19 protein-coding genes and 4 pseudogenes are annotated in these 19079 nt (G+C 68.7%); 17 read left to right on the forward strand and 6 right to left on the reverse strand.

The window, feature by feature from the left end:
- The coding region (locus AB0C96_RS35785) for a GNAT family N-acetyltransferase (RefSeq protein WP_362923467.1) at positions 1-388 on the reverse strand (388 nt) is incomplete at its 3' end.
- 20 nt (positions 389-408) lie between these two features.
- Between AB0C96_RS35785 and AB0C96_RS35790 the strand changes: the two genes are divergently transcribed.
- The 4 genes and pseudogenes from AB0C96_RS35790 to AB0C96_RS35805 form a co-directional block, all read left to right on the forward strand.
- Positions 409-537: a hypothetical protein gene (locus AB0C96_RS35790; RefSeq protein WP_362923469.1), complete on the forward strand. Its 129-nt coding sequence runs from the start codon at positions 409-411 to the stop codon at positions 535-537.
- Positions 538-1123: 586 nt separating this feature from the next.
- Positions 1124-1360, forward strand: coding sequence for a hypothetical protein (locus AB0C96_RS35795; RefSeq protein WP_362923470.1), 237 nt, complete (start codon positions 1124-1126; stop codon positions 1358-1360).
- Positions 1361-2078: 718 nt separating this feature from the next.
- Complete coding sequence (locus tag AB0C96_RS35800; RefSeq protein ID WP_362923472.1) at positions 2079-2819, forward strand: SDR family oxidoreductase; 741 nt, start codon at positions 2079-2081, stop codon at positions 2817-2819.
- A gap of 41 nt (positions 2820-2860) precedes the next feature.
- A pseudogene (locus AB0C96_RS35805) lies at positions 2861-3097 on the forward strand (FAD-dependent oxidoreductase); the annotation flags it as partial.
- 96 nt (positions 3098-3193) lie between these two features.
- Here AB0C96_RS35805 and AB0C96_RS35810 read toward each other — a convergent pair.
- Positions 3194-3475 (reverse strand): annotated as a pseudogene (locus AB0C96_RS35810) (helix-turn-helix domain-containing protein); the annotation flags it as partial.
- 378 nt (positions 3476-3853) lie between these two features.
- On the reverse strand, positions 3854-4972 hold the full coding sequence (locus AB0C96_RS35815; RefSeq protein ID WP_362923474.1) for a serine hydrolase domain-containing protein: 1119 nt from the start codon (positions 4970-4972) through the stop codon (positions 3854-3856).
- Between the two features lie 188 nt (positions 4973-5160).
- On the opposite strand from AB0C96_RS35815, the gene AB0C96_RS35820 reads away from it, so the two are divergent.
- Positions 5161-5820 (forward strand): TetR/AcrR family transcriptional regulator, encoded by a 660-nt coding sequence (locus tag AB0C96_RS35820; protein ID WP_362923476.1) that lies wholly within the window; start codon positions 5161-5163, stop codon positions 5818-5820.
- Positions 5821-6221: 401 nt separating this feature from the next.
- On the opposite strand, the pseudogene AB0C96_RS35825 reads toward AB0C96_RS35820, so the two are convergent.
- Positions 6222-6359: pseudogene (locus AB0C96_RS35825) on the reverse strand (IS5/IS1182 family transposase); the annotation flags it as partial.
- 81 nt (positions 6360-6440) lie between these two features.
- Between AB0C96_RS35825 and AB0C96_RS35830 the strand changes: the two are divergent.
- From AB0C96_RS35830 to AB0C96_RS35845, 4 genes are all read left to right on the forward strand, one after another.
- Complete coding sequence (locus tag AB0C96_RS35830; protein ID WP_362923478.1) at positions 6441-7142, forward strand: hypothetical protein; 702 nt, start codon at positions 6441-6443, stop codon at positions 7140-7142.
- An 83-nt stretch (positions 7143-7225) separates the two neighbouring features.
- Positions 7226-7360: a hypothetical protein gene (locus AB0C96_RS35835; RefSeq protein ID WP_362923480.1), complete on the forward strand. Its 135-nt coding sequence runs from the start codon at positions 7226-7228 to the stop codon at positions 7358-7360.
- A 238-nt stretch (positions 7361-7598) separates the two neighbouring features.
- On the forward strand, positions 7599-8333 hold the full coding sequence (locus tag AB0C96_RS35840) for a S16 family serine protease (protein WP_362923482.1): 735 nt from the start codon (positions 7599-7601) through the stop codon (positions 8331-8333).
- Positions 8334-10582: 2249 nt separating this feature from the next.
- Entirely contained in the window at positions 10583-10801 is a 219-nt protein-coding gene (locus tag AB0C96_RS35845; RefSeq protein WP_362923484.1) for an EF-hand domain-containing protein, read from the forward strand.
- A gap of 220 nt (positions 10802-11021) precedes the next feature.
- On the opposite strand, the gene AB0C96_RS35850 is transcribed toward AB0C96_RS35845, so the two are convergent.
- Positions 11022-11534 (reverse strand): lamin tail domain-containing protein, encoded by a 513-nt coding sequence (locus tag AB0C96_RS35850; protein ID WP_362923485.1) that lies wholly within the window; start codon positions 11532-11534, stop codon positions 11022-11024.
- Between the two features lie 520 nt (positions 11535-12054).
- Here AB0C96_RS35850 and AB0C96_RS35855 point away from each other — a divergent pair.
- Genes AB0C96_RS35855 through AB0C96_RS35865 form a run of 3 tightly spaced genes read left to right on the forward strand, consistent with a single transcriptional unit; the run spans position 12055 to position 14504 of the window.
- Complete coding sequence (locus AB0C96_RS35855; protein WP_362923487.1) at positions 12055-12630, forward strand: hypothetical protein; 576 nt, start codon at positions 12055-12057, stop codon at positions 12628-12630.
- Positions 12631-12669: 39 nt separating this feature from the next.
- Positions 12670-13842, forward strand: coding sequence for a histidine kinase (locus AB0C96_RS35860; protein ID WP_362923488.1), 1173 nt, complete (start codon positions 12670-12672; stop codon positions 13840-13842).
- Positions 13839-14504 carry a response regulator transcription factor gene (locus AB0C96_RS35865; RefSeq protein WP_362923489.1) on the forward strand — a complete coding sequence of 222 codons (666 nt, stop codon included), beginning with the start codon at positions 13839-13841 and terminating at the stop codon, positions 14502-14504. Before AB0C96_RS35860 ends, AB0C96_RS35865 begins: the two co-directional genes overlap by 4 nt.
- Positions 14505-14583: 79 nt before the next feature.
- Here the strand turns inward: AB0C96_RS35865 and AB0C96_RS35870 are convergent, their stop codons facing one another.
- Positions 14584-15672, reverse strand: a complete 1089-nt coding sequence (locus AB0C96_RS35870; protein WP_362923490.1) for an alpha/beta hydrolase — start codon at positions 15670-15672, stop codon at positions 14584-14586.
- Positions 15673-16301: 629 nt separating this feature from the next.
- Between AB0C96_RS35870 and AB0C96_RS35875 the strand changes: the two are divergent.
- The 5 genes and pseudogenes from AB0C96_RS35875 to AB0C96_RS35895 form a co-directional block, all read left to right on the forward strand.
- Positions 16302-16417: pseudogene (locus tag AB0C96_RS35875) on the forward strand (IS5/IS1182 family transposase); the annotation flags it as partial.
- A gap of 191 nt (positions 16418-16608) precedes the next feature.
- The gene (locus AB0C96_RS35880) at positions 16609-16854 is read left to right on the forward strand and encodes a 2'-5' RNA ligase family protein (RefSeq protein ID WP_362923491.1); all 246 of its coding nucleotides are present in this window, start codon (positions 16609-16611) and stop codon (positions 16852-16854) included.
- A gap of 411 nt (positions 16855-17265) precedes the next feature.
- The gene (locus AB0C96_RS35885; RefSeq protein WP_362923492.1) at positions 17266-17814 is read left to right on the forward strand and encodes a hypothetical protein; all 549 of its coding nucleotides are present in this window, start codon (positions 17266-17268) and stop codon (positions 17812-17814) included.
- Positions 17815-18188: 374 nt separating this feature from the next.
- A complete protein-coding gene (locus tag AB0C96_RS35890; protein ID WP_362923494.1) occupies positions 18189-18485 on the forward strand; it encodes a hypothetical protein in 297 nt (98 codons plus the stop codon).
- Complete coding sequence (locus AB0C96_RS35895) at positions 18482-19042, forward strand: isochorismatase family cysteine hydrolase (protein WP_362923496.1); 561 nt, start codon at positions 18482-18484, stop codon at positions 19040-19042. Before AB0C96_RS35890 ends, AB0C96_RS35895 begins: the two co-directional genes overlap by 4 nt.
- Positions 19043-19079 lie beyond the last annotated feature (37 nt).

The following is a 19079-nucleotide window of genomic DNA, read 5'->3' on the forward strand; positions in this document are numbered from 1 at the left end:
GCTCAGCGATCTCGGCGAGAGCGGAGACGTCCACCTCCGCCAACGAAAGCCGCGTGTAGATCAAGGTCAGAACCTTGCAGAAGCCACGAGCCCACAGGAACCAGTCGCCTGGAGAGCCGGCCTCCGCCTGGGTGATGACACAGCGTCGGCCGTCCTGGCGGGCAGCGGCCACCGCCGCGTCCAGGAGCCGGGAGCCGGTGCACTTCCGCCGCTCAGCCGCATGGACGTGAAGTTCCAGCGCGGCGAGATGGTCCTGCCCGGTCTTGGTGTAAAAACGCAAGAACGCCGACCCGACAGGGATTCCGTCGGAGTCGGATGCCAGCCACGCCAGGCGGCGGCTGGCCAGACTGGTGTCGGGGTCGGTCAGCGCGGTGATGCGAACGGACAAGGTGTCTCCGTCATTGAGAGGTGCAAGCTGTCAGGACCTGGGATCGACTGCTGACCGTTCGTGCGCATGTGCTGCACACCTCCTTGACGACGGCGTCGGCCTGGGCGGCCGGCGGCCTGGAGAAGATAGCTGCTCCCCTCCAGCAGTAGCAAAGGGTTTACCGGTGCCGCTCCAGAGCTCCCCACCCAAGACCTCACCAGGCAACCTTGAGGCGGGTACCGTGGGCGCACCCGTCGGGCTTCGGACTGCGCTGGACGTGGGTGAATGAGGCCAGAGCCGAGATCGGAGCCCGGGCCCAGTCATCCTGCCTCGGCGACGACGAGTTGGGGGGACGCGGGGATCCGCCACGGCGTTGCGCAGTAGTGGCGCTGGCCTCGCCTTCTCCGGGGCGCGACAGTGAGCCCTCCCCACGACGTACGGGCACGCGTAGGGCCAAGATCCGGACCATTCGCGGACCAGCACCCAGAGCACCGAAGCCAGCGCCACGGTTTCGGCAGGTCAACGCAGCTGCGGTGGGTGCACCACCAGCAGACCAAGAACCTGCTGGCGAGCTACGCTCCGCGGCCGAGCGGCTCCCTGCCAGTCATTGCCGGAGCTCTCTCACCCGGGCTGACGTCACCCGGACCGATGCCACTTTCCTCAGAACTTCGCAGGGGCGACGTTGCGATCCTCGGCCGTCAGGGAGGGCGACCGCCACTTCCGCGACCGCCCGTACGTGCGCGCCGGGATGGAGGGGTGCGATCCACGATCGCCCCGGAGGGTGAGTGCCACGCGGAGGAGGGCTGGGAGGTCACCCCGGAGGACCTGGCCCAGGTCTCCCCGTACCTGACCGAGCACCACCAGCGGTTCGGCGAGTACTCCACGCACGAGCTCGGCATCCGGCTGGCGGCGTGCGACCCGAAGCTGGATGTGGATTTCACGCAGCTGCGTGATCAGGACCCGGCCGCGGCGGGCTTCAGCCAGGCCGGATGAAGGCCAGGGGTCAGGTCGGCATCATGATGGCCATGGACGATGTGCGCGACGTCCTCACTGAGGACGAGATCAGGCTAGATCAACGGTCTGCTCGACGGTGACCGCGACGCCGGATGGGATGCGGACGACGAGTACGAGTGGGTGCGGTGAAGGTGGCCAGGCGCCCGAGCGGGGCCGTCACGCTCGCCGGTCGGGGACCCGGAAGTCTGCGCCGCCGTCAGGGCCGGGGCACTGGCAGGCCGGACAGCGCGGGGCCGTGCCTCCCCCTCCCCACTCCCGCGGCCGGCGTTCTGCGGCGCTTTCGTAACTCGGACGCGCCCGAGCAGAGCGAGGACGGCGATGGCTGCGAGGACTGACGCACCCTACGACTGGGCCGGGAACAGGGTGAGACGGACACCGCGGTCCAGCCGGTTGTTGAACGGCGCCACAGTGGCCTCACCGATGTGCTCGACCAGTCATTCGTCGTCACCAGTCCGGACGCAGCGCACCCGCCGATCTCCACGAGCAGTGCCGCGCGCTCCAGTCGCCCGCGGAGGTGATCAGCGAAGGCGAGCTCACTGGCCTCCCAAGACCACGTGGGCCCCGGCCCGGGCTGGACCATGATCAACGATCGGCTCGGCGTGGGTCCGTCCCCGCCCTGGAATGAACCATCAGGATCATCAGTTGCACGAGGAACAACGGACAGCATGTCGTTCCTCTCGGCTTGGAGGAGCTTTCCATGACTGCAGAACTGGACGGATCCACCGCTCTTGTCACCGGCGCCACCGCTGGCATCGGCCGGGCCGTTGCCCTTCGCCTGGCAGCGTTGGGGGCCTCGGTCATCGTCCACGGGCGGGACGAGCAGCGAGGTGCTGAGACCGTCAAAGAGATCGCTGCCGCAGGCGGGAAGGCCCGGTTCGTTGCTGCGGATCTGAGCAGCTCTGAAGATGTCCTGCGTCTTGCCGCTGAAGCAGGTGAGGTGGACATTCTGATCAACAACGCCGGTATCTACTGGTTCGCCAGTACGCCGGACACCACCGCCGAGATGTTCGACGCCCAGATGGCCGTCAACTCACGCGCGCCGATGCTCCTGGTCGGTGCCCTCGCCCCGGGAATGGCTGCCCGGGGGCGTGGCGCCATCGTGAGTGTGAGCACAGCGGCGGCTACCACGCCGGTGCGGGAAGCGGGCGCTTACGGGGCCTCCAAAGCTGCACTCGAACTGCTCACACGAGTATGGGCTGACGAGTTCGGCGCCCAGGGCGTCCGCGTGAACGCCGTGGCCCCGGGCCCCGTCTATACCTCCGGGACGGAGGAGATGGGAGATGAAACCCTCCAGGTGATCGGGCGAACCACCGTACTGGGGCGGGTCGCAGACCCTGAAGAAATCGCGGAAGCGGTTGTGTTCCTTGCTTCCTCCCGCGCCAGCTACATCACCGGCGCGGTTCTTGAGGCGCGCGGCGGACAGCTCGCGATCGGCTGACTCCAGGCTGGGCCGCGATGGGCATGCCAAACCTGACACCCGCCGAGCGGCTGGCCGCCGGGCCGCGCCGGGTGCTGGTCATCGGCGCAGGCTTCACCGGCTCGGAGATCGCCTCGGCCTGCCGGGAGCGGGGCATCGAGGTCACGGTCGCGGAACGTGGCACCGCACCGCTGGTGGGAGCACTCGGCGGCACACTGGCGAAGCTCGCGGCCGGTATGCCGCGGGCCCACGGCGTGGACCTGCGCTGCGGAGTGACGGTCACGGCACTGTGCGGGAACAGGCCGGTCGCAGTCCGCGCGGACGGCACGGATCAGGTCCACGTACTGGTCGACCCAGCGGGCGAGGACCTTCACGACGTCGAGCAGGGTGCGGCCGGTCTCGGTGAGGGCGCACTCGACGCGGGGCGGCACGGTGGGGTGGACCGTGCGCGTGACGATGCCGCCGCGTTCCAGAGCGCGCAGCGTGGCACTGAGCATGCGCTGGGTGATTCCACCACTGGCCCAGCGCAGCTCGTTGAAACGATGGGATCCCTTCCCGAGGCGGCAGATGACGATGACCGACCACTTGTCACCGATGCGGTCGAGGATGTCGCGCACGAAGACCGCCCGTTCCTGCGCTGTGTGCCAGTGCGCCGACTCGTCGACGGTCGTTCCCATCGGTGCCTCCGGTGATACCAGGGCTCTTCGAAATGCCTTCTTGTCTGCCTCGCCGGGCCGGCCCAATGGCCGTAGAACCGGTATTCGCCAGATACCAGGCCGCACATCAGGCGCCTTGCAGGCCCTGTCCGGCTACCGACCGCGCGCCGTGGCCACCAGTCGGTGCGCCTCGGCGGACGACGCCGCGACGGCCTGGGGCGTCGACGCGTTCGACGATGCCCGGGCACTGAAGCTCCCGAGGGAGGAATGGCGCAGCGCGGTCGGAACTCGCGTGCGGCGTCGCCGTGCCGAACGTGCTGCGGTCATTCCTGCTGCCCTCTCGACTCTCCCGTCTCGGCATACTTGCCGGCTTGGTGAAAGCGACTCTCTCCGGCCCGGTCAGGCGTACATCGCCACACGGTAGAGAGCCGCAAGCGCGTCGTCGATGGGATGGGGCTGCGGCCTGCCCGAGGAGTCGAGTCCGTTCCACCTCTGCAGGTTCACCGCGACGGACATCTGCCGCTTGCCGTCGGCACTGGTCATGGCCAGCGCTCCAGCACCCCAGACCGTGCCGCCGTGGCCCCAGAAGGTGCTCTGACCGGGAGCCTCCATCGGGTGCAGACCGAGGCCGTAGTCGATCGTTTTTCCCTCTTGGGAAATGACGGGGACGGTGCGTTGCATCTGCGCCAGCGACCACGGGCTGACGATCTCGCCGGCAAGCAGCATGGCGAAGAAGCGGTTGAGGTCCGTGACGGTTGATATCAGCGAGGCCGTCGGCCCCACCCATGACATGTCGTAGACGCTGTAGTCGCGCGGCGGGTCGATCATGCCGAACCATGCCTCGTAGATCTGCGAGTGCGGCCCGTCGACGTACAGTCCGGCGGGGAATCCCGTATCCCGGAGCCCGGCAGGTTCGATGACGTTCTGGGTGATGTACTGCTCGGCCGTGGTGCCGGTCACCTCTTCCAGGAGTTGGCCGAGGAGCAGGTAGTTGGTGTTGGAGTACACCCCCGGCGTATCGCCCGGGGCGCGGACGGCAGGTGCGGTGACCCCCATCTCGATCAGTTCGGTGGGGTCGAACCGCGTGAAACGGTGGTCGTCCAGGCTCTGGGGTCGGGTATCCGCGATGACGGGGTACGCCTTGAGGGAGGCGTAGGCATACGGGAGGTACTCGGGGAAGCCGCTGGTGTGGTTCATCAACATCCGGACCGTGATCGCGTCACCGCGTTCCCCGGGAACCAGCCGGGGAAGGTACCGGCCGATCGGCATGTCGAGACCGATCTGACCGATCTCGACCAGCTGCAGAACCGCGGCGGTGGTGAAGGTCTTGGTGACGCTGCCGACGCGGTGCCGCATGTCGGCGGTGACGGGGCGACCGGTGGCGACATCGGCGACCCCGGCGGCGCCGCGCCAGACCTGGTCGCCGTCACGCACTTCGGCGAACAGGCCCGGTATCCCGGCGCGATGGACGTTTTCCATGGCGGCGTTCAGCTCCGCGTGATCCAGCGGGTTCCTCACGACATGCGTCCTTTCGTATTCCCCGGGGTGAGCTGCACGCCGGCCGCCTGACCCGGGTAACCAGGGCACGAGTGGCACGCCGGCCCGCCAGCTTCCGGGCCGCTCGGCACTCTCATGCCCTCATTATGCACGCGGTGCGTGCAACACCAAGTGCATAGGTTAGACTGAGCCCCGGCGAGAGGGGTGAGATGGCGGGCCGAAGGCGCTGGTCGACCGAGGAGATCCTGGAGGCGGCGGCGGAGTTGCTGCGCACGAGCGACGCCGAGTCGTTCAGCGTGCGCAAACTCGCCGCGGTACTCGGGACCGATTCCTCCAGCCTCTACCGGCACTTCCGCAGCAAGACCGAACTGCTGCGCGCGGTCGCCGACCGGATCCTCCTGGCCGCCATGGACGGCTATCGCCCCGAGGGTGACTGGAAGCAGCGCATCACGGCCCTGGCCCTGCGCCTGAGAGAGGCCTTCGGCCAGCAGCCCCAGCTCGCCGCGGTCTGGGGACGCTACGCGTCAAGCGGCACCGGTTCCCGGCTGGTCATGGAAGAGGTGCTGCAGGCTCTGCGCGCGTCGGGACTGCCCGACGAGGAGATCCCGGTGCGCTACCACCGGATCGCGGTCCTCATCGCCGCGTTGATCGCCTCCGAGGCCGGGGTCAGCACCGTCACCCCCGGAGAGCACGAACAGGGCATGGAGCTGTTTCGCGTCGCGGTACTCGGCGCCGACCCCGAACGCTTCCCGGCCCTGGCCCACTTCGCCCGCGACGTCCGCCCCCTCGGGGCGGACCGCCGCGCCGCGTTCGAAGAGATCCTCGCCGCCCAACTCGCCCACATCGAGGCCGCAATCCGCCCGAGCTAGCCGACCGGCCCGGGAGTGGGCAGTGTCGACAACTCGCAGCCTCGCAGCAGCCGGAAGCCTCAGGGGCAGCCAGCGTCTTCGACGCTTCCCCTCGTCGAGAAGCCAGTGGCCGAACGACAGCAGGCCCCAGAGCCGGTCCCGCCGGTGCCAAAGCCGCGCAAGCGGCCGGTGCGGACCTCGCCGCGGATGGAACCGTACAAGAAGACCGTCGACGAGTGACTGCGGGCGGATCTGAACGCTCCGCGCAAGCAGCCGCACACGGCCGAGCGGATCGGTGCGCGGCTGGAGGCGGAGTGCGGGGTCACGCTTCCGTACACCACGGTGCGGGACTTCGTCACCGCCCGCCGCCGGGCGGTCGCCGAAGAGGACGGGGCACCGACCGAGGGCTTTCTGGTCCGGCACCGGCGGGAGCGGATGAGGGCTGCGGCGATGCCAACGAACGTCAGAAAGTGATCGGTTCTCCGCTCGCAGCGGAGGTGCGGCCGGCGGAAGCCGTTCAGCCACGCCACGGTTCGCTCCACCACCCGCCGATATCCACCTGCGCATCCAGCTCTGTATTGGTTGATGGAAGGGTACGGTGACTGCGATCACGTTGATCGCAGCGAAGGTGAGGAAAGCTCATGCCTGACTCCGTACTCCTTCAGACAATCGAGAACCTCGAACATGCACTGCCGGAGCTTGAAGAGCAGGAAAGACAACTGCGAGGCCAACTCGACGACGTGGTGCAACGCGTTACTGCCGCCCGCAACGCTCTGGAGCATCTGCGTGTCCTGACCGCCACCGCCACCGCCACCGCCACCGCCAGCAAACAGTCTGCGCCCCTCACCGCCTCACCGGATTCAGCATCCGGTGAGCGGGCTCCCATCGAGCCGGCAGTTGGCTCCGGCCAGGACTCCCCCGGAACCGACACCGCCGTCGCACCTGAGTCGGCCGGTGAGCCGGGACGGACAGCATCTGCCGTGCCGCAGCCACGTACGGCGGCTCCTTCTGCCGCCCGGTCCAGCTCCGCCAAAAAGCGCACCACGAAGAAGGCGGCAGCGAAGAAGGCTGTCGCACCCGTTAAGTCGAAGGCGAAGAAAGCGGCTTCGAAACGGGCTGCCACCACTCGGTCAGCGGAAAAGAGCACGGAAAGGCTCATCGATGCGGCGCTGGCTGTGCTCAAGAAGTCCAGCGTGCCGATGCGTGCCCATGAAATCAACGCGGCCCTGGGGCGGGAGGCCACGCCAGGACAGATCGAATCCGTCCGCAACACCCTCGACCGTGTCGCGAAGCAGCAAAACGGCGTGACCCGTCCGGGACGAGGCACCTACGCGGCGGTCTGACGTCACACCACTGCGGTTCTGGTGGGGCCCTTCCTTGAAGGGGTGGAGCCCCACCAGCGGCAGTGATCAGGCCTGGGAGGCTCGTGAAACCACTCTCCGTCATCAACGCCCGCCGTGGGCCGCTCAACCAGCAGCAACCCGACGGCCTGCGCACCGCCATCCGGATCCTTGCGGTCATGAACAACGCCCTCGGCGCCCACCACGACGTGCATCGCTGAGCGGCGAGCGCGGTTGGGTCCCGGCCGGCCGGTCCAGTCGGTCGGTCCAGTCGGGGCGACATGGCCGGCCCAAGGCACAGCAATCAGGGGCAAAGCCCTCTCTCTGGAGGCCGGCGGCAGCCGCCGTGGAGCGTCGTCCTAGATTGACCGGGTGACGACTCGCTCTTCCCCCGAAGCAACTCCGGTTCGCCCCACCACTCCCGCACGCTTCCGCGTCCTTGCCCTGTGCACCGGGCTTGTGGCTGTGCTGCTTGCCGTCGCGGCGTTCGCACCGCTTCCGTACTCCATCGCACGGCCCGGACAGACCACGAACGTCCTCGGTCTCTACCACGGCACCGAAGTCATCTCCATCAGCGGCGCTCCGGTGCGCAAAACCAGCGGGCAACTGCGGATGGCGGCGATCCGGGCCACCGGACCGCATGTCACCATGCGCCTGGGCGAGTTGGTCGATGGTTGGTTCCGTAAGGACCGCGCCGTTATGCCGAAGGACGCAGTGTTCCCGTCCGGCGCATCCGACGAGGAAGTCGCGCGGCACAACGCCGCCGAAATGAAGTCCTCGCAACACGCTGCCACGTCCGCCGCGCTCCGGCTGCTCAAACAGGACCCGCGACAGGTGAAGGTCAAGCTGGCGCTCGACGATGTGGGCGGCCCGAGCGCCGGTCTGATGTTTTCGCTCGGCATCGTCGACAAACTGGCCAGCGACGGCACAGGCGGCGATCTCACCGGAGGACGCACCATCGCCGGGACGGGGACGATGGACGCCGACGGGAAGGTCGGCGCGGTCGGCGGAGCCGCACTCAAGGCCCAGGCGGCCAAGCGCGATGGGGCGAGTGTTTTCCTGGTTCCGAAGGCGGAGTGCGAGCAGGTCCAGCCCGCCCCGGCCGGACTGCGGCTGATCCCCGTCACCACCCTCCGCGAGGCGGTGCACACCCTGCGCGCTCTGGGCAGGGGCGGCCGGGTCCCCAGCTGCTGACCTACGCAGGCGCAGGCGCACGTGCCAGGAAAGCGACACCGTCTTCCAGAACCCGACGCCGATCAGGCGGTTCAGCGACGGGCTGCGCCGGGCGTGCGACGAACGCACCGAGCGCGGGCGACAGGTGGCGCGTTCGCCGGTGGACCGATCGTGCCAGCGGTGTCCGGTGCAGCTGCTCCCGCTCGCGGCGTGACTCGGTATCCACTGGCCGCCACCACAGTGGTTGCCAGGTCCCGTGATGCTCGGCCGGATGTGCTGAGTACTTCATCTCGGCGTCTGAGAGGGGCGCCGTCCCAGGGCTGAGCCCCACGAGCCGGCCTCCCCCGGGCGGGTGGACTGAACCAGGCGCACAGGCTGACGGAACGCAACGGGCGTGGCAGCAGGATGTCTCTCATGACCGCTGGAGAGACCGTCGTGACCACGACCTTTGTCGCACCACCGCCCCGTTGGCCTGACCAGGGCGACGAGGTCAGGTGCGTTCACGGCCCGCCGGCGAGCCTGGCCGGCCTCGACAAGCGTGAGGACCGCCGCAAGGGCATCGGCTGCGCTGCTAGCGCCTTTGGATACCTTGGTTCGTGGACAGACCGTGGCCAACGTCGACTCGATCGGGTTCGGGGCGGGCAGGCGGATCCAGTGCTCGGCGGGGGGGCGCAGAACGCCGGCAGCTCGCACACGTCGTCGCTGACCTTCCTGGCAGCCTCGGGAGACCTCGCGCCATACGCCTTCTCGAACACCGCAACCGCCTTGAGCAGTGGTCGCCGTCCTCGGCGTTACGGATCCCATGCAGGGCCTTCTCGGCCCCGAGCCACGCGGACTCCGAAGAGGCGCCCTGACATTCGCGATCTTGTGAACCAGCACCTGAGACGCCGGACCTCGGGAACACCCCGGCCAGGGCCATCCAGAAGCCGAACGCGCCGTCACCGACAGCCAGGGCCGGAGCGCACATCGCGCGCATCCGCCGCGCGCTCTCCCGGACGATCTCGTCGATCGAGGAAGAGCCGTTGGCGGTGGTGACGTCGTCGTTCACCACACCGAGTACCGAGGCGCCTTCCCAACCGGTGCTGCGAACACCGCTCTTGGCCAGTGACCTATCGACCAATCACCCGGGAAAGTACGCCCTCACCGACCTGACCCACAGGTCCCGAGCACTGCTCCCACTCACCGCTCAACGCGCATGACTGCACGCCCCTCAAACACGTCGACCGGCCGCGGAGACTCCGCGGCCGGTCACGGCGATCTTCGGGTGTCACTGCCCCTGATAAGGCGGCTGTTGTGGCGGTTGGGCGCCATACGGTCCAGGGTTCTGCGGTGGCTGCCCGGGAGGAGCAACCGGCGGATACGCCTGCGCGCCCGGATACTGCACCGGCGGAAACCCCTGGCCAGGCTGCTGGCCGGGCGGATACGGCATCTGAGTCGGCATACCCGGACCCGCGCCCCACCCCCCGGGAGCGACCTGCGACTGCGCGCCCCTACCCCGCTTACTCACCGCCACAACGACAACAACCACAATCGCGACCAGCACGCCCAAGCCCACCAACAGCACAAACAACGACATGAGCATCTGTCCCCCTCCCGTGCTTCAGAGCCCGTGCAGACACGCCAGAACGTTGACCCACCACGACCTTACAAGGACACGACAGCGGCCTCAGCCCGCCGACCCTGGCGCGGCTGCTCGCGGCGGCCGGCCTCGTCGTCCCACTGCGCCAGCAACTGCTGCTCACAATCCTGCTGGCCGTCCCGATCGCCGTGTCCCATCGCGCCGACCTGGACAACCTACCCGCCGCCCCGGCCCTGCTACACCTGTGCCCGGCTCATGCGCACCACGTCTGGCACATCACCTGCCGGCACCTCTCCACCAGCGCCCGCCAAGCCGCCGCCTCACAACGACATCCCAGGAACAAGCCCTCGCCCACGCCCGCTGTGCCCGGCCTGCCACCGTGTGCCCGGCCTGCCACCGCACCGCCCGTGGCCGGAAATCACCCTCTACCCACGCTCAGCAGCCCCTCGTGGTCGATCCAGGCCACCGCTTGGTCAGCCGCGGACGCAGCCAACCCCAAGCCCGGGCGGTCGCCTTGCCACAGATGACGGGTGTCGGTGACGGTGACGGTGACGGTGACGGTCACAGCCCGCTGAGGCCCCCTCTGCCGCGGCACGGCCCGCAACAGCTGGGCAGGTTGGGCGCGCCCGCGTTGCTCTGGGCGGACGGTTAACCTGGGCCCGTCAGCGAAGATCACAGAAGGACGGAGCACATGGCAGACATCGTGAAGGCGGCGGCGCGGAAGGTCTTCGAGCGCTACGACGTCGATGGGGACGGCCAGGTCACCGCGGACGAATACCGAAAGGTCGTGGCGGAGTTGGAGGGCTCGGAGATCACCGAGTCGCAGGCCCAGGAGCTGATCGACTCGCTCGACACCAACGGCGACCGCCAGATGTCCTTCGAGGAGTTCTGGGCAGCCATGAATGGCTGATACTGCCGGGTCCGGAATGTGAACTTGCCGGGTCCGGCACGTGAAGCTGCCGGACCCGGTTCGTCATCCCACCGATCCCAGTGTGTGCTCGTCGCCGAACGCTGCATCCGCCGGATCGCTGTTTTCCCCAGGATCCAGAAGAGTGGCGCGGGTGTGCACGCATCCGAGGGGCAACACGAGCCGGCCCCGTTGCACTCGGCGATGGGGACAGCGCGCTTGCTCAGTGGAAGGTGATGTATCCGTTGCCGTCGCGGTCGTTTCCGTTCCTGGTGTAGGAGTGGATGTCGGCGCGGCTGCCGCCGGGCTTGTAGAGGTAGATGGTGTCGCGGTCGTTGTTCCACATGAAGTTGCAGTTGTCGCGGTAGACGACATTGGCGCTGTCGGAGTCGGTGCCGTCGCCGCCACGGAGCCTGACGTAGTCGCCGGGCTGCAGATAGTGGTTCGCGGTGAACGTGAACCGGTTGCCCGTGGCGTCCTTGACGACGTAACCGCGAAGGTTGACGGTCGCCGTACGCGAGTAGTTCTTGACGGTCAGGTACTCGTCCCGGGTGTTTCCGGTGCGGCAGCTGTTGGAATCCCGGCCCGGTGCGTCGTACTGAACTCCGCGGACCTTCAGGGCGGAGGAGTACTCGGAAGCCTGGGCGGGGCTCACGGTCAGCGCGGCGAGCATTCCGGCCGCGAGAGCGGTGGCGAGGGCCGCGGTACGGGTACGGGTACGGGTACGGGTACGCATGGTGAGGTCCCCCCTCAAGAGTGCTGATGAGCGGCAGAAGCCTACAGACATCACGTGCCGCTTGTTACGGTTTCAAATTCTTGATCTCGGACATCCGGAACGCATCAAGCACTGCAGGGCCAGAAGCAGCGGCAGGAGGGCAGGCCGGTCCTGCCCTCCTGCCCTCCTGCCAGTACGGCGGCCCGCCCGGCCACCAGGACGAGGATGAAAGCTCGCTGACGGTGTCTGCGCCGGCAGTGCACCCGGCACGATGGGCTGTACGGCGGGTTACCGACGTCGGTTGTGCCGCTCGCAGAGCACGCATCGTTCTTGAAGCACCGCGGTGACGCCCCGGGCTCCCGGCCGTCGTGTCGGACGGCAAAGTCCTTGCGGGAGCAGGCCGAAGCCGGGGAGCTGGCTTGAGGAGTCCCTCCTCGGCCTCCTTCCAGGCCGACAGCTCCTCCTCCCTCCTACGGGGGAAGGAGGAGATCGGTCACGTCGGCGATGCCCGGGGCGGGCTGCCGCGGCGAGGATCCACGCCATGAACAAAACCATCGCCTTCACCACCGCCCCACTCCTGGTCACCGTCTACGCGGGCTTCCGCGTCCTGGACGGCCTGGACGGCGAACGCGGTCCGGGCCCGGCCTGGACGTCCGGTCACCTCGCGTTCCTCGCCTCGTTGATCCTTTTCGTGCCGGTGTTCCTGGAGCTGCGCCGGCTGGCCGGCCGCGGCCTGTTCGCCACGGCGACGACCGTCGTCGGCCTCGTCGGCGCCGTCTGCTCCATGGTCCAGATCTCCGTCGACATCGTCGTCGGAGCGCTCGCCGCGGACCACGAGGCCATGCGGACAATGTTCGCCGCCGTCCAGAGCGTCCCCGGGGTGAACCCCCTCGTCTACGCCGTGGGACCCGTGTTGCTCTACCTCGGCCTGGTCGTCCTGTTCTGCCAACTCGCGCTGGCCCGGGCCGTTCCCGTATGGCGGGCAGCGGCGGTGGTGCTCGCCGTGCTGGTCTCCCTCCTGGGACTGGACGCGCTGCCGGCGGTGGGCCTGTTGCTGTGCGCCGGACTCGCGCCGTTCCCCCGTCGCGGCACCCCTCCTGCCACCGCGCACAGCTGACAGGCCGTCGAACACCCCCCGTGGAAGAATCCATCCCCTATGCCCGCGCTGCCCATATCCCCTTCGCTCCGCCGCCTGGCGGATTCGCCCTGGTCCGGGGTCACGCTCGCCGTCGTCACCGCCGTCGCCCAGATGGCGCCCCTGCTGTTCGTGCACAGCGACAGCGGACGCCCCTGGCACTGGTGGGGGTACGTGGTAGCGGTCGGGGCATCGCTTCCCCTGGCGGTGCAGCGGCGCGCGCCCGCGCCGGTCCTGCTGGTCTGCGCCACGTTCTCCAGCCTCTACGACCTCGCCACCCCGCTCGCTCCGCAGCCGCTCTGGTACGGACCTCTCATCGCGTTGCACGGGATGGCGTCCGTCTCGCCACCCCGGGTACGGATACCGGTGTTCCTGGCGATCTGCGCGGGCGGCCTCGCCTCGGTCGGCTCGCCGAACACCGCGACACGCGGCGTCGTCCTGTACGTCGCCGCGTACGCCCTCGGCCGCGCCTCCGCCGGCTCCCGCGCCGAGGCGGCCGCTCTGACCGAACGCGCCGCCCGCCTCGAACGCGAGCGTCAGGTGGACGAGGAACGCGCCGCCGAACGCGAACGCGCCCGGATCGCCCGGGACATGCACGACGTACTGGCCCATTCGATCAGCCTGATGGTCGTCCAGGCCGAGGCCGGGCCGGTGGTCCTGGACACGGACCCCACCCGCGCCGCGGCCGCGTTCGGCGCAATCGCCGGCACCGGCCGCGACGCCCTGGACCAGTTGCGCCGGATGCTGGCCGTCCTCAAGGACGAGAACGATCCGCGCACCCCGCAGCCGACCATCCACGACCTGCCCGCACTCGTCCGCCAGGTCGCAGGGGCCGGCCTGAAGGTGTCCAGCACAGTCGAGGGCAAGCCACGCCCGGTGCCCGCCGACTGCGGTGGCGCGACGTACCGCATCGTGCAAGAAGCACTAACCAACATCGTCAAGCACGCCGGCGCCAGTCACGCCGAGGTGCGGCTGCGCTGGCATGACGACCGGCTGGAAGTACGCGTCGTCGACGACGGCCGCGGCGCGGGGAAAGACCTCCCGTCCGGCGGGAACGGGCTGATCGGCCTCCGCGAGCGCGCCGCCGCCTGCGGCGGGACCGCGACGGCAGGCCCCCGGGAGGACCGCCTCCCGGGATTCGAAGTGAGGGCGCGGCTGCCCCTGGCCGCGCCGGAATCGAGGGTGGTGACGTGACGATCCGCGTGGTGGTGGCAGACGACCAGGAGCTCGTACGCGCCGGATTCGCCATGATCCTGGCAGCGCAGCCCGACATCGAGGTCGTCGCGGAGAGCGGAGACGGGTTCGAGGCGGTCGGCGCCGCCCGCGCACACCACCCCGACGTCGTCCTGCTCGACATCCGGATGCCGGGCATGGACGGCATCGACGCGGCCCGGATCATCTGCGGCGAAACGGACTGCCGGGTGATCATGCTGACCACCTGGGGGCAGGACGACTACCTCTTCGACGCCCTGCGCGCGGGCGCAAGCGGCTTCCTGCTCAAGGACGTACGGCGGGACGACCTCGTCCACGCGGTCCGCGCGGTCGCCGCGGGCGACTCCCTCCTCGCCCCCTCCGTCACCCGCACCCTGATTGCCGCCTTCACCTCCGGCGCCGCCGTACCGCCGCCGCGAAGCGAACGCCTGGACGTCCTCACCGCCCGCGAGCGCGAGACGATGCGGCTGCTCGGCGCCGGCCTGTCCAACGCCGAGATCGCCACGGCGCTGGTCGTGAGCGAGCACACCGTGAAGACACATGTCAGCAATGTGCTCACCAAGCTGGGGCTCCGCGACCGGGTCCAGGCCGTGATCGCCGCCTACGAGACCGGACTGGTGGTTCCCGGGCGCCTCACGAACTGAACCGCGGCGGCGCCCTCGCGGACACGCAGGGCACCCCGCAGTGCCCCGCGCGCGTGCCGCCCCTGGAGGCCGAGGTCCGTCACCCCGCCCGCCCATAGGAGTTCAGCGCGGCGGTCGTGACCTGCCGCCAGGGCCGGACGAACTCGTGCAGGGCCCGCTGCGCGGCCGGGGCGATCACCCGGTCGTCGGCCGGGGTGCCGGCGGGGTGGAGCAGATGGTCGAGTCCGGGCAGGACCCGCAGCCCGGGGCCCGTGGTCCGGGCGGCAGCAAGGGCCGACAGCAGCGGCGGCGTGGTCCGGCAGGGCACATTGGTGTCGGCCGTGCCGCAGGTGACGAGCGTACGCGTACCGTGCGCGATGCCTCGGGCGACGGACGGCGGGTAGATGGCGTCGTCGCTGCGGACGAAGCGCGCGTTGACCGGGCCGAACATGCCCTTGAGGAGGGTGGCGAGGGAGGGCAGCAGCCCCGAGGTGTCCACCGGGCGCTTGGCGCGGAAGTCTGCGATGGCCCTGGCCACCCCGTCCTTGTTCCGCCGCGCCTGCTGCGCGGTGAGTTGCCCTGCGGCGACCGCCAGGTCGAGTTGGTCCGCCAGCTGGCGGTCGACCATGTCCAGCAGCCGCATGTCCTGCGGGGCGATGAGCGCGAGCCCGGCGGGCTTCGCCGTCACGGCGCGGTCGACGAGCAGGGCTTGCAGCCCGCCCTCGCTGTGTCCGACCACGAGCAGCGCCTGCGGGTCGGCTTCCGGCTGGGCACGCAGGGTGCTGTATGCGGCCGCGGCTTGGCGGGTGTAGGCGGCCATGTCGGGAGCGCTGCGCCGTCCGCCCAGCCCTGTCCGTCCGGTGCCGTACTTGTCGAACCGCAGGCTCATAACGCCGTCACCGTCGAGGACGTCCGAGACGAGGGCCAGGGTGTGCGGGGTGAAACCAGGCGGCTCGTCGCCGTTGCGGTCGGTCGGGCCGCTGCCGGGCAGCAGCAGAGCCGCGGCCATTCTGCGGCCCGCACGGTGGGCGGGTATGTGCACCGTGCCGTAGGCGGTGATGCCGTCCGCGGCGAAGCGGACCTCACGGTCCACGGCGGGCACGAGGGCGGCTCGGTGAGCCGCCGTGGACGCTTCGGCCGTGCCTGACACCGGCCAGGCTGTGGCGATGGCGGCCGCCGCCGTGAGCACAGCGAGCATTCTGCTGCGTCGATGGGTGCGTGAACGCATGTGGTCTCCAGGTGAGTTGAGGTGATGGTGAGCGACGCAAGTGAGAGAACGAACGGGAGAGGGAGTCTTTGTGGCGAGGGGTGAGCGTCTGCGGTGCCGCGTCTGCCTGCGCAGGCAGTCGGCTGCCGCCTTGTCCGGTACGGACCGTGACGCCGATGACCACGACCAGGCCCAGCCCAGCCGAGCCCAGCCAGGATGGGCAGGATGGGCAGGATGGGCAGCAGGAGCGGGGACACCCGCTGGTCCCCATGTCACGTCGCCCATGCCCCACCAAGCATCGTCAGGTCGACGAACGCCGCCAGGTTCCACTCCCACTCCCACACCGTCGCCCTGTTATAGCTTTTATAGAACAAGGCGACAGCGTGTGGCTGCGTGACAGCGTCAAGAACCTGACAAGAACGCAGCATCGCAGTGGGAACACCCTCATGCCTTGAGGGTCGAAGCGCCGTGATGCACGACGTGCAGCGCAGGGGGTGACCACACCGTGTGGTACCGGCCTGGACAACTCCCAGTGCGCGCCGAGGCACTGACCCCAGCCCGCTGAGCAGCGGTATCCCTCATCACATCGCACGCGCGGCATCATCCAGCCCTCTCAGCGGCTTGGCCGCCACCGCTGGTGATCGAAAGAACCGTCTCGTGGCTGGCCTGCTGCCGACGTCTGCACCGCCCCTACGAACGCAAGGCCGAGCTGGCTTCGTTCACTTCAACCGGCAGCGTCTGCTCATGGGTTCCGTCGGCGTTTGGTGATCGTCCGCCCTCTGGATGTACACGGGAAATGACGGCAATCGCGTTCCGGCGCCGTCGGCTTCCCCACTTGCCCTGTGCGGCGGATCGCACATGGTCATGGCCGCATAACGAGTACCGTCGCCGGCTTCTGAGATGGCAACATGCCGTGTCATGGCAGACGAGAGCACGTATAGGTTCCAGACAGGCCAGACGGCACTCATCGTCAGGATTCCGGACGCGGAGCCGGCGGCCCGCGCGTTGCGCGCACGGTTCGATCCGTCCGCCCGAGCAGGGGTTCCCGCACATGTCACGGTGCTTTTCCCGTTCCTCGACGAGAGCCGAATAGATGCGCGTGTCTGCTCGGCTCTCACTGAGGTGATCGGCAGTCATCACGCCTTTGACCTGCGGGTCAGTTGACCTCATGGTGCATGACGGCACGAAGTGGCAAAAGCGGACGTCGTTCGCACTCCTTGAATGAACGGGTCATGAGCTTGGCTGGTCCGCCCCCGTGGGCAGCCTCTGAAGCATGACCAGGACCATTCACCAGGAACATCCCGATGCTCGGCAAGAACCCCGGGGACTTCAAAACTCATGAACATCTGCGGAGGCTCGGCCACTCCCTCACCTCCCGAACCGGTGGACAAAACGCTGCTGCTGAAAGTGAACGAAGCCAGTTCCGGACCCAGCAGCGGCGTAGCCGGAGCGGTGGGTGACTGCGCAGCATGTTCCCCGTGTGGAAGAGGCGTGCCAGCGTGTGCAAGGCATGTCATGCGATTCCCGCCCGAAGCACACCGAGACGTCCAAGTCCGCTACGTCGCTCCCCGTTGCATGGGCGGCTTCGCCTGGTTCACGATCAACTTCGAACCCCTGGAGGACGGCAAGCTTGGCTTCGAGTTTGTCAATCCGCTTGGCCCTGACGAGATCGACCCTGAGTGTGCGCAAGCACTCAGGGAAGGAGTTCTGCTGTGGCTCATCGAAGCTGCACGCAGTGAACTTCTGCTCGACCGCCCATCGCTGCCGACCAATGCGGAACTCGAGCGCGGGATGCCCGTCCGTCAGGAAGCCGGCCCCGGACTCATCGCAATTCGGGCTGTACTCCGGCATTCACGCGTGCACGAGGTCGACTCCCTACCGTGGACCCATGTGCGTGCCAGCTGGCGCGCCGCAGACAAGGGGCTGCTCGGCGCTGATGCAGCGGAAGACCCGCGGGGACGCCTGGAGCCAAATTCTGGGCAGCAGCACCCGCAAAGCCGTGGTCATCACGTAGCCACGCTGGGGGCCCCTCCAAGGGACCGAGGCGTACCTGCGCGACATCGCGCAGCGCTGTGCGGGGTGAACGCCTCCGTCTCCCGCAAACTGCGGGCCGTGCTGAGCTGAGCGAGTAGCCGATGCGTGGCGTCGGACAGGTCGGTATGGAGCGCTTCCTGCGCCGCGTTGGAGCGATGGCAGGGCTTGCTGCCTCCCCGGCGGTCACAGTCTTGGCGTCCACCAGGCCATCACCTCCTTCGCCGACGACCTGCGCACCGGGACCTTCGCACCGGCCTCCGCATCAAGCGCGTCCAGTGCGCACCCGTGTCTCCGAGCTCACCTGGGACGGCAACGGCCGCGCCACCTGGACCTACGGGCCGCACATAGTCCCCGGGCGCATCACACATCATCTGGCGCCGCATCGGCGGCCACGCAATCCTCGCCGGCCCCTGAGTACGCGGCCCGCAAAGAGCAGCCGCCCGCCGCCGCCTGATCCTTTCGGCTTGACGCAGCTGTGCGTGCTCACTGAACCGAGTACCGAACTGATCGCGGCCCGGCCCTCGTTGGTGGGCCAGATGGGCGCGACCGGCAGCGTGCCGGGTTGGCTAGGCTCTCCACCAGGCCGTGCCGGGCGGCGGCGTTCATCAGGGCGTCGCACGAACTCCCGGCCGAGCGCCCGTGCCCGTCTCGTCCTGCCCGACGGGCGCAACACCACTGTGCCCGAGGCCGCGCAGGATCCGAACCTGGAGAACCCGGCCCGTTTCAACGCCGAACCGACTTCGTTCCTGGAGACAACATGACCAGCGCCCTTCTCGTGATGGACGTCCAACAGGCCATCGTGGACATCGCCGACGACGGCTCCGGATACCTGCCACGCCTGCGCAGAGCGATCGATGGGGCCCGGGTGGCGAACATCCCCGTCATCTACGTGGTCATCGCGTTACGTCCCGGCTTCCCGGAAGTCGGCACGCGCAACAGGGCTCTCACCGCCATCGCACGGGCCGGCCTCTTCGTCGAGGGCGCCCCCGGCACCGAGATCCACCCCGAGGTCGCGCCCCGGCCGGGCGACGTGGTGGTCACCAAGAGACGGGCGAGTGCGTTCTCGGGCAGCGATCTCGACGTGGTGATGAGGGCACGCGGTATCGACAGCCTCGTGCTCACCGGCATCGCCACCAGCGCTGTGGTGCTGTCCACCGTGTGCCAGGCGAACGACCTGGACATCGGCCTCACCGTCCTCTCCGACGCCTGTCTGGACACCGACCCAGAAGTGCACCGGGTCCTCGTCGAGCGACTGTTCCCGCAGTGGGCGGACGTCCTCACCGTCGACGGCTGGCTCACCACGATCGCACCTCAATAGCAGCTGACCAGGTCGAAGTGCGTCTCTCGGCAAAGCC

This window comes from Streptomyces sp. NPDC048506, assembly GCF_040651315.1.
Taxonomy (GTDB): domain Bacteria; phylum Actinomycetota; class Actinomycetes; order Streptomycetales; family Streptomycetaceae; genus Streptomyces.